Origin of the sequence: Wolbachia endosymbiont of Kerria lacca, assembly GCF_051602725.1 — a bacterium.
Classification (GTDB): domain Bacteria; phylum Pseudomonadota; class Alphaproteobacteria; order Rickettsiales; family Anaplasmataceae; genus Wolbachia.
Genome location: NZ_CP192272.1, coordinates 415,012 through 427,498, shown reverse-complemented (window position 1 = coordinate 427,498; position 12,487 = coordinate 415,012). Strand labels below are relative to the sequence as shown.

The 12,487-nt window shown below is 36.5% G+C and carries 14 protein-coding genes and 4 pseudogenes; 3 read left to right on the top strand and 15 right to left on the bottom strand.

Annotated elements, in window-relative coordinates:
* Positions 1–172: 172 nt before the first annotated feature.
* Both ACQ4M0_RS02000 and ACQ4M0_RS01995 read right to left on the bottom strand, forming a co-directional pair.
* Positions 173–316: pseudogene (locus ACQ4M0_RS02000) on the bottom strand (IS256 family transposase); the annotation flags it as partial.
* Positions 295–633 (bottom strand): annotated as a pseudogene (locus ACQ4M0_RS01995) (transposase); the annotation flags it as partial. The pseudogenes ACQ4M0_RS02000 and ACQ4M0_RS01995, both read right to left, overlap by 22 nt.
* Before the next feature lie 75 nt (positions 634–708).
* On the opposite strand from ACQ4M0_RS01995, the gene ACQ4M0_RS01990 reads away from it, so the two are divergent.
* Positions 709–1,830, top strand: coding sequence for an IS481 family transposase (locus tag ACQ4M0_RS01990; RefSeq protein WP_438456563.1), 1,122 nt, complete (start codon positions 709–711; stop codon positions 1,828–1,830).
* On the opposite strand, the gene ACQ4M0_RS01985 is transcribed toward ACQ4M0_RS01990, so the two are convergent.
* The 7 genes from ACQ4M0_RS01985 to ACQ4M0_RS01955 all read right to left on the bottom strand — a co-directional run bounded on the left by ACQ4M0_RS01985 (position 1,816) and on the right by ACQ4M0_RS01955 (position 4,902).
* Entirely contained in the window at positions 1,816–2,124 is a 309-nt protein-coding gene (locus ACQ4M0_RS01985) for a GPW/gp25 family protein (protein ID WP_438456562.1), read from the bottom strand. The genes ACQ4M0_RS01990 and ACQ4M0_RS01985 overlap by 15 nt on opposite strands.
* The gene (locus ACQ4M0_RS01980; protein WP_015587734.1) at positions 2,121–2,375 is read right to left on the bottom strand and encodes a PAAR domain-containing protein; all 255 of its coding nucleotides are present in this window, start codon (positions 2,373–2,375) and stop codon (positions 2,121–2,123) included. The genes ACQ4M0_RS01985 and ACQ4M0_RS01980 overlap by 4 nt, the downstream gene beginning before the upstream one ends.
* A 3-nt stretch (positions 2,376–2,378) precedes the next feature.
* Complete coding sequence (locus tag ACQ4M0_RS01975; protein WP_438456561.1) at positions 2,379–2,843, bottom strand: phage baseplate assembly protein V; 465 nt, start codon at positions 2,841–2,843, stop codon at positions 2,379–2,381.
* The gene (locus ACQ4M0_RS01970) at positions 2,830–3,306 is read right to left on the bottom strand and encodes a hypothetical protein (protein ID WP_353287799.1); all 477 of its coding nucleotides are present in this window, start codon (positions 3,304–3,306) and stop codon (positions 2,830–2,832) included. The genes ACQ4M0_RS01975 and ACQ4M0_RS01970 overlap by 14 nt, the downstream gene beginning before the upstream one ends.
* Positions 3,306–3,803 carry a phage tail protein gene (locus ACQ4M0_RS01965; RefSeq protein ID WP_438456560.1) on the bottom strand — a complete coding sequence of 166 codons (498 nt, stop codon included), beginning with the start codon at positions 3,801–3,803 and terminating at the stop codon, positions 3,306–3,308. Before ACQ4M0_RS01965 ends, ACQ4M0_RS01970 begins: the two co-directional genes overlap by 1 nt.
* Entirely contained in the window at positions 3,804–4,121 is a 318-nt protein-coding gene (locus ACQ4M0_RS01960) for a head-tail joining protein (protein WP_438456559.1), read from the bottom strand.
* Positions 4,118–4,902, bottom strand: a protein-coding gene (locus ACQ4M0_RS01955) for an IS5 family transposase (protein ID WP_438456662.1) whose coding sequence is annotated in 2 segments (ribosomal slippage) — positions 4,118–4,645 and positions 4,648–4,902 — 783 coding nt in all. Because the reading frame shifts where the segments join, the coding sequence is not laid out codon by codon here. The genes ACQ4M0_RS01960 and ACQ4M0_RS01955 overlap by 4 nt, the downstream gene beginning before the upstream one ends.
* Before the next feature lie 10 nt (positions 4,903–4,912).
* Between ACQ4M0_RS01955 and ACQ4M0_RS01950 the strand changes: the two are divergent.
* Positions 4,913–5,705: pseudogene (locus ACQ4M0_RS01950) on the top strand (IS5 family transposase).
* A gap of 16 nt (positions 5,706–5,721) precedes the next feature.
* Here the strand turns inward: ACQ4M0_RS01950 and ACQ4M0_RS01945 are convergent.
* Positions 5,722–7,059 carry an IS110 family transposase gene (locus ACQ4M0_RS01945; protein ID WP_395460864.1) on the bottom strand — a complete coding sequence of 446 codons (1,338 nt, stop codon included), beginning with the start codon at positions 7,057–7,059 and terminating at the stop codon, positions 5,722–5,724.
* 85 nt (positions 7,060–7,144) lie between these two features.
* Here ACQ4M0_RS01945 and ACQ4M0_RS01940 point away from each other — a divergent pair, with 85 nt between their 5' ends.
* Positions 7,145–7,273 (top strand): hypothetical protein, encoded by a 129-nt coding sequence (locus ACQ4M0_RS01940; protein WP_438456558.1) that lies wholly within the window; start codon positions 7,145–7,147, stop codon positions 7,271–7,273.
* A 157-nt stretch (positions 7,274–7,430) separates the two neighbouring features.
* Here ACQ4M0_RS01940 and ACQ4M0_RS01935 read toward each other — a convergent pair.
* The 5 genes and pseudogenes from ACQ4M0_RS01935 to ACQ4M0_RS01915 form a co-directional block, all read right to left on the bottom strand.
* Positions 7,431–8,436, bottom strand: a pseudogene (locus tag ACQ4M0_RS01935) (major capsid protein).
* Between the two features lie 37 nt (positions 8,437–8,473).
* Positions 8,474–8,842 (bottom strand): head decoration protein, encoded by a 369-nt coding sequence (locus ACQ4M0_RS01930; protein WP_438456557.1) that lies wholly within the window; start codon positions 8,840–8,842, stop codon positions 8,474–8,476.
* A gap of 141 nt (positions 8,843–8,983) precedes the next feature.
* Positions 8,984–10,009: a S49 family peptidase gene (locus ACQ4M0_RS01925; protein WP_438456556.1), complete on the bottom strand. Its 1,026-nt coding sequence runs from the start codon at positions 10,007–10,009 to the stop codon at positions 8,984–8,986.
* Positions 10,010–10,032: 23 nt separating this feature from the next.
* A complete protein-coding gene (locus tag ACQ4M0_RS01920) occupies positions 10,033–11,439 on the bottom strand; it encodes a phage portal protein (protein WP_438456555.1) in 1,407 nt (468 codons plus the stop codon).
* On the bottom strand, positions 11,439–12,470 hold the full coding sequence (locus tag ACQ4M0_RS01915; RefSeq protein ID WP_438456554.1) for a PDDEXK nuclease domain-containing protein: 1,032 nt from the start codon (positions 12,468–12,470) through the stop codon (positions 11,439–11,441). Before ACQ4M0_RS01915 ends, ACQ4M0_RS01920 begins: the two co-directional genes overlap by 1 nt.
* Between the last annotated feature and the right edge of the window lie 17 nt (positions 12,471–12,487).

Below are 12,487 nucleotides of genomic sequence, written 5' to 3'. Positions count from 1 at the left end.
TATAAAAATAAGGGGGATGAAGATGCGTTTTAATTTAGAGCCGGGAGGTGCTTTTTGTGATGGTAAAAATAAGCTTGTAACTGTTAAAATAAATGATGAAGAAAAGATTAATTTATCTGTAATAGTTTAGACTTAATCGGAAACGTTCAAAAAAGTGTGTCAAGCCGCATTTTTAGTTTAACTCAATTTTCAATCTACTGGGAAAGAAGATGTCAAGTTGAGACATAGTTAAAGCCCAATTAGGGAGATGTAATAGTTTATACTTAACCTGAAAGGCATAAATTATAGCTGTTCTCATAATAGTGGAAACAAATGAAGAAAAGCAGAATCGACAGCTTGACGAAAAGATTTAAAAAGAGGAATGTTTTTCCTGGCTCTGTTTTTTATAGCAAACCAATGATGCTAAATTTTATTGAAATCTGGAGAATATGGAGGCAGATACAGAATGTCTGCACCAACCCTTTTGGCAAATTCGACAATCTTTTTAGACTTATGAAAAGTTGCATTATCTAAAATCACTGTTTGTCCAGGCTATAAAGTTGGTGCCAGAAATTGCTCGAACCAGCCATTAAAAACCTCTGTATCACAATAGCCTTCAAACGTCATAGGTGCAACGATTTTTCCCTTATTTAAAGTGTATTAAACAAGACTTGATCTGACACTTTAAAAAAGTAAGTTATAAAATAATAAAAGAAAGGAGTGTTAGATATGAGTACGATACAAACAAAAATACTAAAACCAAAGTTAGGGTTATTAGAACTAGCAAAGCAATTAGGTAACGTATCACAAGCGTGTAAGGTGATGGGTTATTCGCGTGATACATTTTATCGATTTAAGGAGTTATATGAAAGTGGGGGAGAAGGAGCATTACATGAAATAAGTAAGAAAAAACCCCTATTAGCAAACAGAGTTTCCGAAGATATAGAAAGGGCAATAATTGGCATAGCTACAGAATTTCCAGCATATGGACAACAAAGAGCTGCAAATGAGCTGAGAAAAAGGGGTGTAATAATTTCCGAAGGTGGCGTAAGATCTGTATGGCTAAGAAATGACATTGAAACGTTCAAAAAAAGACTTAAAGCCCTTGAAGCAAAGGTTGCACAAGACGGCATAATTTTAACTGAAGAGCAACTTGCAGCATTGGAAAAAGTTAAAGAGCAAAGAGAAGCTCACGGTGAAATTGAAACAGAACATTCAGGTTATTTAGGGTCTCAAGATACTTATTACGTAGGCAATATCAAGGGCGTTGGGCGCATTTACCAGCAGACTTTTATTGATACATATTCGAGAGTGGCTTTTGCTAAGCTTTATACAGATAAAACTGCTATTACCGCTGCCGACTTGCTGAATGATAGAGTAATACCATTTTTTGATGTACAAAACGTGCCATTATTGCGCATTTTGACTGATAGAGGTACAGAATATTGTGGTAAACCAGAAAATCACGCTTATCAGCTTTATTTGGGAATTGAAAATATTGATCATTCAAGAACTAAAGCCAATTCACCACAAACTAATGGCATATGCGAAAGGTTTCATAAAACTATGCAAGATGAGTGTTACAATATTATCTTTAGAAAGAAAATCTACAGTTCTTTAGAAGATTTGCAGATAGATGTTGATCATTGGTTACGCTCTTACAATGAGACCAGGCCTCACTCAGGTAAATATTGCTATGGTAAAACGCCTATGCAGACTTTTCTTGATAGCAAACACATTGCTTTTCAGAAAAATATTAGTAACGTTAAACAAGAGACTGATATTAGTTTTCAATTCTTCTGTCAGTTAATTCGTTGCTGTCAGATTAAGTTGTGTCTAGTACACTTCTGAAAGATACATACCTTCAAGTACAAGAGTCATTTTTCCTTCTTTAGCTTCAGCAATCTTTACTTTTTCTAACTTAAATCTCTTCTCAAATTTCCCCAGTGCTTCTGCTGTTGCTGCATAGATTTCCAAAGTTAAATCTCTATTTATTGGCTTATCTACTAATTCAAATAATCGAGAACCATACTCTCTTCTCATAATACGTGATCCAATAGGAGTGGTTAAAATATCAGTAATTGATTGTTTTAAATGTTCTATTCCTTCCAATTCCTTGCCCGTGCTAGCATTCATGCCTCTCATTCTGCAAATACATTTTTGCTAACACCTATCACTTTAAAACTACACGATACCAAGTCTCCTGTTCTTGTTACTCCCATACCGTTCACAAATACGCTGTTTGACCCTTGCGTTAGTGTCTCCCCTATAGTCAAGATATCACCCCTACGACACACAGATCTACTATTTACAAATACGTCTTCACTTCCACTCATACAAACATGAACCGGTATTCCTGTACAATTATCCCCTACACAAACGATTGCTTTACCCATATGCTAGTTTAGATCTATTCTCCTTCCCTTAAGTTTTATTCCACTTTTTGTCATTTCTATACTTGATTTCCCAGCCTTCAGTGTTATTTTGTCCACTACTTCAATCTCTAAATGATGCTTCCCTTTATCATATAACAATCTTGTTCCATCTTGAATTTTTATACTATTTATTTCTTTTTTATTCTCTGGTGCAGGGTATTTTTCCTGATATATTCCAGCTAGTACTACTCCTAATGATAACTCTCCCAATGGTGACAATATTACTACCTGTTCATCAATATCTGGCGGAGACCAATCTCTATCTTTTCCTGCTTTGCTTGTTATCCATGGCAGATAATCTGTTACAATATCTCCTATTTTCACTCTTACTTTTGCTTTTTCATAATCTATTTCTTTTATAACTCCTATACGAATAACGTTTGCTAGCTTCCTATTCAGCTCTGAAATCGCAAAACTATGATCCAACATATACGTTACCTATCTCTATAATATGCGGCTTAATTCCAGTTTCTGACCACACTGATTTACCAATATGTATCTCATGAACCCATTCAACCATCCACACTAAATATGCATCGAGCTCTGGTCTAAAGTCATCTCCTCCTCCTGATATAAATTCTCCTGGTGAAACATTTTTCATATTCCAAGTATTTTTATTTACTACTCTTGCAACTTCTGTGGCTAATGATCTCACAATTATTGAGGCATTCTCTACCGTGCTATCAATTACTATTCGTGCTTCAAATCTTGCTTTCAGCGCTAATTCTTCTGTTCCAGGATCATCTCCTTTTTCAAGACTGCTAAGTTCTACAAACACCGCTGGCGCTACTAATTCTTTTCTTATTGATGGATAAATTTCACAGGTTTGTATAATGGATATTTCTCTCTTCAGCGTAGTGCAGATTGCATTATGCAAATCCTTCCAATTCATTATACTCTGTAGCTCAATTCACGTTCAAAAAATTTTGTAAAGACTTCCTCAACCTCATAATTAACAAGATCTCTTATTACTTTTGATGCTTCTGGTTCCAATGGTAATTTAACCTCTTTTATTGGTAGTGCTGCCCTTCCTTCACGTTTAAACATACCGCTATTTCCTTTTGGCATAACTGCTGCAAATCCTCCTATAAACTCATGCTTTCCTACTTTCGATCCTCTTCTTGTTTTTTGTATTTTGCCAATTGCCGATGCTCTAATGTCATAGAGATTTGCTCTAATTAACACTTCTAATCTGCTAGTTTTCGCCTTAAAAATTCTTAATCTCTTTCTTATCAAACTTAATTTTATCTTCTTTTCCTCACTGATTTCTTTTGCTGTCTTCAATTTTAGCCATATTGCTGTTTTGTTTAATGCACTCACTGTCGCTTTTTCCACTTTTTTCCTTTCAGCATCTATACTTTGTATAATACTACCGGTGTTAATACGCATTTATACTCCTGACGCTCGAATTTTCCATACCATTCCTGAATTATCTTGCAGCGGTGGAGAATATACTTTATATTTACGGTCACCTATAACAAAAATATCTCCTACAATTGGCTGCAGTACATCAAACGCACTTACTTCTAACGCTAAAGTTTCTTCCACAAATTGTCCTTCACCAATCTCGTATAATTTATCTGGCTGTTGCTTTAATACTTGTACCATGTATGACTTATCCTTTGATTTATACAAAGCCACTTCTCCTAAATGGGAAAAACAATCTTCCAATAATCGCTTAATATTCTCTCCTAAGAGCCTGTTCATAATCTTTTGAGGAGCAAAGCAGTAAAAGCCAGAACGACCATTTGTAGGCTAGTGTTAAGTTTACGCTCGCAATTTTTCCACAACCGTCTACATTTTTCTAACCAAGCGAAAGAGCGTTCAACAACCCATCTCTTTGGCAGCACAACAAAAGAATGTAATTCACTTCGTTTTATTACTTCAAAAGTTGCACCAATAGTCGTTTTTATTTGAGTTGCAAAATTTTCTCCTGTATAACCTGCATCAACTAGTATATTGTGAACTTCGGAAAGATTTTTTCTTGCTTTACAAATCATCTCTACAGCAGCATTACGATCTCCGATATTAGCTGTAGTAATATAAATTGCGTGTGGCAAACCTTGTGTATCTACTGCAATATGACGCTTTATTCCTGAAATTTTCTTACCGGCATCATAACCTTTTTCCTCAGCAGTATCGGTATTTTTTACACTTTGGGCATCAATGATGCAGAAGCTTGTTTTGGTATTCCGGCCACTGTTGGAACGAACCTCTCCAACTAATTTTTTTTTAAGACAACTTCTAGAACACTTTCTCTATCTTCATTCGGTTTTTTACTCCATCTCTTGAAGTAATCGTAACAATTGCGCCATTTTGGGAACTCTTTTGGCAGCATTAGCCACTGACAGCGACTTTTTAGCACATAAAGCACACCGCAAAATAACTCATATAAATCTAGTCTTCTTGGCTTTGTTTTCTTTCGCACACTTTCTAAGAACCTGTACGTGATCTCAAAAAAGGGATAGAATGAGAGGATAAAGTATATAAAGTAGGATATGCGAAATTTATATCCAAGTGATATAAGTCGAGAAAAGTTTGAGATTATTGTAGCAGATCTGGAGTCTTGCAGGAAGAGAACAAAGCCAAGAACACTTGATTTATATGATGTATTTTGTGGAGTATTATACGTCTTAAAAAGTGGCTGCCAGTGGAGAATGTTACCAAAAGAGTTTCCAAAATGGCGGAATTGTTACGACTATTTTAAGAAGTAGAGTGAAAAAGCAGATGCAAATAAAGAAAGTGTTCTGGAGCTGGTATTAAAAAAAAATAGTTGGCGTGGTCCGACAAAACAATGGTCGGAAAGAAAAAACCAGCTTCTGCATAATTGATGCACAAAGTGTAAAAAATGCAGATACTGCTGAAGAAAAAGGCTATGATGCAGGCAAAAAGGTTTCAGGAATAAAACGCCATATTGCGGTAGATACGCAAGGTTTACCCCACGCAATTTATATAACAACGGCAGAAATAACTGATCGTAGTAGCGCTGTGAGAATGGTTAAAAATGCTAAAGAAAACCTATCTGAAGTTAAAAATATACTAGTTGATGCTGGCTACACAGGAGAAAATTTTGCAACACAAATAAAAGCAACTATTGGCGCTACCGTTGAAGTAATAAAGCGAAACGAATTACACACCTTTGTCGTATTGCCGAAAAGATGGGTTGTTGAGAGATCTTTTGCTTGGTTGCAAAAATATAGGCGATTGTGGAAAAATTGCGAGCGGAAACTCAACACTAGCCTGCAAATGGTCGTTCTTGCTTTCGCTGCTTTGCTTCTGAAAAGATTATGAACAGGCTCTAAGAAACTCACTCAACTAACTCTTCTTGTTGAACTAATATGTAGCCAAATTCGCTCGCTTTTTTGATCAAATTTTTTACAATTCTATCTTTATAGCGTGTTTCATAGTATTCCATTCCTTTTTCTACATATTCCTGTCCGTATTTGAGCATACTATAAAATATGCATGCCATTTTTCTTGCAGTAGCTGTTATTGCTTTTGGTGCTCCTAGTCGTTTTTTCAATCTTCTGTAGTATGCACCCAACGCACTTTTACTCTTTCCTACAGAATGAGCAGCTATTCGCAAAGCATTTGCAGCACGGTTAATGACTTTACGTGTTCTTGTATTAAACACTTTTTCCCCTGTAACTTTATTAGCAGGACTGAGTCCCAACCACGACGAAAAGTGCTTTTCTGTTGGCCATTTACTGTGGTTTATACCAACTTCTGAAATTATGGTTTGTATACTTAATACATCAAATCCAGGAATTTTAGTGAAATCCATACCAGTGATTCGGTGCAGTTCCTCATACAAAGCAAAGCTTGGCTTACTTTTGCTATTTTTATTCTTTTGCTTACTTAGCTGTTTGCTTTCACAAGACTTTGTTTCAAACGTTTTATAATAGGCTTCAATATTTCTATCACATTCTGCTATTTTTTCTTGATAAATATTATATAGTTCAAATTCTTGCTTTAGCGTGAATAAGTGTTCTTCTCTATAGTCACCAGCTAACGCTTTTGCAATAGTAGACTGATCATTTTTCATTCGCACGTCCCTGAATTCTGCTAATTTTTCAGAATCTCTTTCGCCTTCAATTATAGCTTCAATGATTTTCATACCAGTTATCCCAGTAATATGACTAATAACCTTGTGTAATTGTATATTCATTTGAATTAATGCCTTCTGCATACGTAGAATATGTGTAGATGCACTTTCAGTGAGATTTCTGCGCTGCCGCACGTAACTGCGCAATACACACATCTGATTATCTGGCCTAAACGATCCATGAAGCAGTCCGTAGCTATGCAGTTGTTGGAGCCATTGGCAATCTTGAACGTCAGACTTCCTACCAGGTACATTCTTTACATGCCGTGCATTTACCAATCTTACCTCGAATTTATATGACTCAAGTATTTGAAATAAAGGAATCCAGTATACTCCTGTTGATTCCATAGCTACTGTTGTAACTTTACACTTTTTCAACCACTGTGCTAAGTTATGAAGGTCTTCAGTAAAGCAGCCAAATTTCTGAACGCGTTGTTCATCTCCTCCTTCAGGTACACACACATAGTGTACAGCTGAACCAATGTCTATTCCTGCTGCATTAGGATTCACTATTTCTAATTTACTTTTTGCTTTTTTCATGGTAACTCCTACATATAATTTGTTACAGGGAAACGCTTCAGCTTGGAACGGTTGATAGTACAATCTCCTAACCGAGGTAGTCTAAATGGACTCCATCAATGATTTGACCGTTCCTTCCAAGACCATGCTTGCATACGGGCACTTAGGCACCATTGAAAATGTCGATCATAACTGCAGAGGCGCTCCCTCTACAACTATACTTGAAAATTACTAAAAACTTAAATTTGTGTGTTTCTTTCTGATTCGACAGATTTTGTCTGTTCGATGCTTGCATATTTCTTTTTGATATACTAACCTTTATATGCTAAGAAAGCGCATACCGGTAGAGTCGTTCTGTGCCTCACCACCTTGTAGTTACTCTACCAGTATTGTTATGCTGCAACAATTTTTGCTAGTATTCCTGGTCTGTGGCACATTGGTAATGGATTTGACTGCGTATGTAAATCAGTTCCTCTATCAAATCTTCTTGGCTCTTGTTTTGCATAAAGTGGCTGTCCTAGTGTGTTTACCGTCTCATTAAAATCTGCTGGCGCAAAATATGTTGTAAATGTGCTTGCTGTTCCTAGTGGAAAACAGTGCCCTGTATCTTTCTCAATGAATCTTCTCACGGTTCCTTCAGGATCAGTTGCTTGTCCTCTATATTCCTCAAATGTTATTCCACAAAACGTAAATCCTGACCTCATATCATTTCGAAGTGCTGCACCTTCTTGCCATCTTTCATATGCTTCTTTCACTTTACTATGCGAAGTTAATGCATCAAAAAACTCAGGGCTTACCAAGGCATGAATTCCAGTCATATATTCACCACTTAAGTTGTCCTCAACATGCCGCAATACTTCCAGACACTTACGCTTAACATCGGTTGTTGCTGTTCCTAGGGCAAAATTTACTACTTTTGGTGTGATTTCAAATTCGTTGTACAGGATTTAATAGCTCTGACCCATCTGCGTCCAGAATAATCCCTTTCAGCGCTCCCATCCGCAAATGTTCCAACGTTATTGCATGTTTGTTCCTCATTAGCTGTAAATGATCGGTTATTACATCTGCCAGCGCTTTCAGTTCACTCTCTGATCCAAATGCTCTTATTCCTTGCACTTCTTCTGGCAGTACTACATCATCATGAGGAATATGTGGAATCGTAAATGTTCTTACCTTTCTTTTGCCACGTTTTCCTACTGTTGCTGGTGCTCCGGGAACTTGTGTTGGCAATAGGCTTAAAACTCCATTATGTTCTTCTATGGTAATATGTCTAAATCTTACTGACCTACTTGGAAATAAATTTAAATTTTCAACACGTCCATAATTTATCGGCAATATATTCATCGCATTTGTTAGCGCCGTCATGCTAAATGCTGTATTTGTAAATGGATTTTGCATTCTTTCTTTTCCCCCTTATATATGTTTTAATAGTTTTTTAAACTCCCTTGCGGATAATGATCCCTTGTGCTTCAAGTTGCTTTATTGCTGCAGCTTTCTGCTCTTCAGTGATATTTGCTGGCCATACAACTGCATGATCTGCTAGCATTGCACCGCGAGCAATAATTACTCCTTTACTATTTTCCTTTGCGTTTACATCGCTTGCTATCACTCCTATCGCCGTTTGTGTACCATCTGTGGCAGTTGGATTGATTATCCTAATCATGTTGTCTTTATCACGACTAACAACTGTTCCTAGCTTCAGATTTTGCCCCTTGGCTACTGCTATCTGATCTCTTGAATATAGACTTGATGCTTCATACTTTAATAGGTCACCAAGGTTATTTTGTTCAGTTATACTTGTCATACCTTTTTCTCTCCTTTTTTTATTTTTTTACCGCTGCGTTTACAATTGCTATACACCGCGGTTATTACCTTATAATTAGCCATTATGGCGCATTTTGAACACTTGTTTACCACAGAGCACTATATACGGCGGTTATAAAATTTAAATGCACCGACTTTTCGCTACCTGCATCATCAACTCTTCCGGAGAATTCTGTGGTATTGCACTCAGTATCTCTGTCTTTTTCGTTCGCTCTGCAAGTAACTCCATTAAAACTCCCCTTGCTTGCTCAATACTTACGCCCTGTTCAATAAATTCTCCTATCTTTTCTGGCATCTTTGATACATTACATAATCTTATTATCTCTAAAATTTCTCTACGACAGTTCTCGTAGCCTTCCTCAGTTAACTCATTAGTTGTCATACTAACACTCCTATGATTATTGATAAATTCAAAAAATGTTGTAACTCCATCTGCAAGACCTATTTCTACTGCTTTCTCGCCAAAATATAGACCTGCTTCTGTTGATCGAATCTTTTCAATTGAAAGACCTCTGTTCCTTGCTATTAGCTGCAAAAACATTTCATATAGTCGATCTACTTCTTTTTGTAAGCTTCCCAGACTTTCAGACGTCATTGACTCATGTGGGTTTAAATCATTCTTTCGACTACCAGCAAAGATTGTGGTGTACTTAATACCTTGCTTTTCATCAAACCTACTTTGATCTATATGACTTGCTATTACTCCTATACTCCCAATTCCTGAAGTGCGGGTGAGAAAAATCTTTTCAGCGCTAGAAGCTATAGCATATGCAGCAGAATATGCATCATCATTTGCTATTGCTATTATCCTCTTTTTTCCTCTTGCACTATAGATAAAATCAGCTAAGTCAAATACTCCATTTACTTCTCCTCCTGGACTGTCTATGTCAAGTAGAATCGTCTCTATGCTTTTATCTTCTAAAGCACTCTCTATCTCTTCATGAATATTTTCATACGAAGTCATGTCTAAAATATGATCAAAAGCTTCTGTTTTTTTTGTCAAAACTCCATAAATACGTATTATTGCTATTCCTTTTGGATTTATATGAAAATGCTTTAAATTCTTAAAGATAGGTTGTTTGCTGTTATATAATGATAGTAGTTCAAAACTTCTTCTCTCTACCATTATTGGTTTATTTATCCACATCACTTTCCTCCCCTTATTGTATTTTATGGCACATTAACGTCACAATCGAAACAAAGTCCAAAAGAATTAGCACGCTTTTGATCTTCTGCTATTTCTTGATCAATTTCTTCTACATCATAACCCATTTCTGATACTACTTCCGATCGACTCTTAAATCCATTCCTTACTGCCATTTGCTGTGCTTGCTGGTCTTTCAGTGGATCTACCCAATCAAATCCCTGTGGTATCCATTTTACTTCTTCTTTCGCTGCTTTTACTACTTTTTCATCTATACAGAGTTCTCCAGAAAGTACTGCTAATTCTAGCCATCTACTCCATACTGGTCTGCAAAATTGAAATACTATAATGTTGTGTTGCAGCATAGCACATCGACGACGAAACTCTATCAGCCCTGCTCGAATGGATGAATAATTAACGCCTGTTAAATCTCCTGTTAGCTGCTCATATGTTATTCCTGTACCTATTGCTATTGCCCTCAGTTGCTGTCTCATGAATGCTTCATAACTTCCTCCAACATCTGACGGCTCTGAAAATTTTATATCTTCTCCTGGGTCTAAAAGCTGCATTGTTCCAGGTTCTAGGCCAGATAGTGCTACTCCTTGCTCATTACTTTCACCTTCTCCTAAAATATTTGCTTCAGGATCGAGCCTTGTAATAAACCCTGCAAACATCGCTGCTGTCTTTTTTCTCACTAATTCTGCATCATCGTATTGATCAAGCTCATAAAGTTTCAGAAGTATACTCGAAAGCCATGGCTCTCCTCTTATCTGACCAGGTCTTAATGGTCTATAAATATGTAAAACATCATTTGCTGGCACTCTCACCGATTCACCAAACGAGCCTTCGCCTGGATGTTCTCTAAATAAGTAATATGCCTCTCTTTGCCCAAGTCTATTGAACTCAATCCCGTTTCTTATTACATTACCATTTCCTAAAGTTTGATTTGTTTTATTATCTAGATGTTCAGACTCAAGTACTTGCAGTTGTAATGGCACAGAAAATCTATCTTCCAGCTTTCTCGTTCTTAAACGTACAAAACATTCTCCTCCCTCTATCATACTTCTGCATACCAGAGCTTGTAATCCATAAAAATCACTTACTCCGTTACTGTCTGCTTCATCTGTCCATTTTAGCCATAATTCTTGCACCTTCTTTCGAAATTCTCCATCTCTTGCTTTTGATTGCGGTTTTATTCCTGTTCCAATAGAGTTACTTACTATTGTATCAATGATATTTGCTGCATATGGATTTTTTCTTACCATGTCACGTGATCGACTACGTAAAGTTTCAAGGTTTTGAGACAGCAAATTGTTTATACTTCCTAACTCTGGTTGAAAGTGAAAAAATCTTCTTCCTGAGCCTGCTGCATCCCACGCTGAGCTTTTTATCTTTGGTTTGCTAAATAATTGCTTGAACGATTTTAATAGCATTACTTTTCCTTATCTGAAACTTTGGATAACTCAGCCTCTAGCTCTTCTATTGTTGGCAAGGCTGTCTTTACATTCTCTGGTAGATTTTCAGTAATTTTATATTCTGCCAACCCTATCGGTTTATTTATGTCTTTCAGTGTATACTTAGCTAGTACGTTATCCTTTGACTTGCATAAAATCAATCCTATAGATGGTTGATCTGTTTCGTGCTTTAGTAAATCATCAACGGCTGAAAGATAAAAATTCATTTTACCTGCATATTCTGGCTTGAAATCTTTGTCTTTTAGCTCAATTACTACAAAGCAACGTAACTTTAAATGGTAAAACAATAAATCAATATAGAAATCTTTATTTCCTACATCTAAGTGAAATTGCCTGCCAACAAATGCAAAGCCTTCACCAAGCTCTAGCAAAAACTTCTCTACATGTCCTACAAGCCCTTTTTCTACTTCTCTTTCATTAGCATCCTTTCCTATACTTAAAAAATCGAAAATATATGGATCTTTTAGTGTGTAATGCGCTAAATCTGATTGAGGTGAAGTTAACTTCTCTTTGAAATTAGTGATAGCCTTTCCCTGACGCTTATGCAACCCAAGTTCAATCTGCATTACCATGATGTTTCTTGACCAGCCATGTTCAATTGCTTCTTTTATATAAAACAACCTTGTTTCTCGACTCTCTATCTTTTCTAAAAGAGTAACATTGTGGTACCAAGTCAATTGTGCAAGAGGCTCCTGCACAAATTCAATATCAGAATACTCCTCAGCAAACTTACGCATATACTTCAAATTTCTAGGACTAAAACCTTTCATTTCTGGAAATGCGCTTCTCAAATCCTTACTTAGCTGATCTATGATTTTAGCACCCCAGCCATGTTCTTTTTGGCGCTTCAAGATCTCTGTACCAATATGGTGATAAAGCACAATAAGCTTGCTATTTACTGCTAGTGCTGCTTTATAACGACTAGTAGCAATCTGTTCTTTGAGCTGCTCTAAAAATTCTGTATATTCTTTTGCTATAATTTTTGTCATATGGTTCCTTTCAACGA

Bases quoted from the DNA above. Each gene is read 5' to 3' on its own strand.
- ACQ4M0_RS01990 (WP_438456563.1), top strand. From the start codon at position 709: ATGAGTACGATACAAACAAAAATACTAAAACCAAAGTTAGGGTTATTA.
- ACQ4M0_RS01985 (WP_438456562.1), bottom strand. From the start codon at position 2,124: ATGAGAGGCATGAATGCTAGCACGGGCAAGGAATTGGAAGGAATAGAA.
- ACQ4M0_RS01980 (WP_015587734.1), bottom strand. From the start codon at position 2,375: ATGGGTAAAGCAATCGTTTGTGTAGGGGATAATTGTACAGGAATACCG.
- ACQ4M0_RS01975 (WP_438456561.1), bottom strand. From the start codon at position 2,843: ATGTTGGATCATAGTTTTGCGATTTCAGAGCTGAATAGGAAGCTAGCA.
- ACQ4M0_RS01970 (WP_353287799.1), bottom strand. From the start codon at position 3,306: ATGAATTGGAAGGATTTGCATAATGCAATCTGCACTACGCTGAAGAGA.
- ACQ4M0_RS01965 (WP_438456560.1), bottom strand. From the start codon at position 3,803: ATGCGTATTAACACCGGTAGTATTATACAAAGTATAGATGCTGAAAGG.
- ACQ4M0_RS01960 (WP_438456559.1), bottom strand. From the start codon at position 4,121: ATGAACAGGCTCTTAGGAGAGAATATTAAGCGATTATTGGAAGATTGT.
- ACQ4M0_RS01945 (WP_395460864.1), bottom strand. From the start codon at position 7,059: ATGAAAAAAGCAAAAAGTAAATTAGAAATAGTGAATCCTAATGCAGCA.
- ACQ4M0_RS01940 (WP_438456558.1), top strand. From the start codon at position 7,145: ATGGACTCCATCAATGATTTGACCGTTCCTTCCAAGACCATGCTTGCA.
- ACQ4M0_RS01930 (WP_438456557.1), bottom strand. From the start codon at position 8,842: ATGACAAGTATAACTGAACAAAATAACCTTGGTGACCTATTAAAGTAT.
- ACQ4M0_RS01925 (WP_438456556.1), bottom strand. From the start codon at position 10,009: ATGTGGATAAATAAACCAATAATGGTAGAGAGAAGAAGTTTTGAACTA.
- ACQ4M0_RS01920 (WP_438456555.1), bottom strand. From the start codon at position 11,439: ATGCTATTAAAATCGTTCAAGCAATTATTTAGCAAACCAAAGATAAAA.
- ACQ4M0_RS01915 (WP_438456554.1), bottom strand. From the start codon at position 12,470: ATGACAAAAATTATAGCAAAAGAATATACAGAATTTTTAGAGCAGCTC.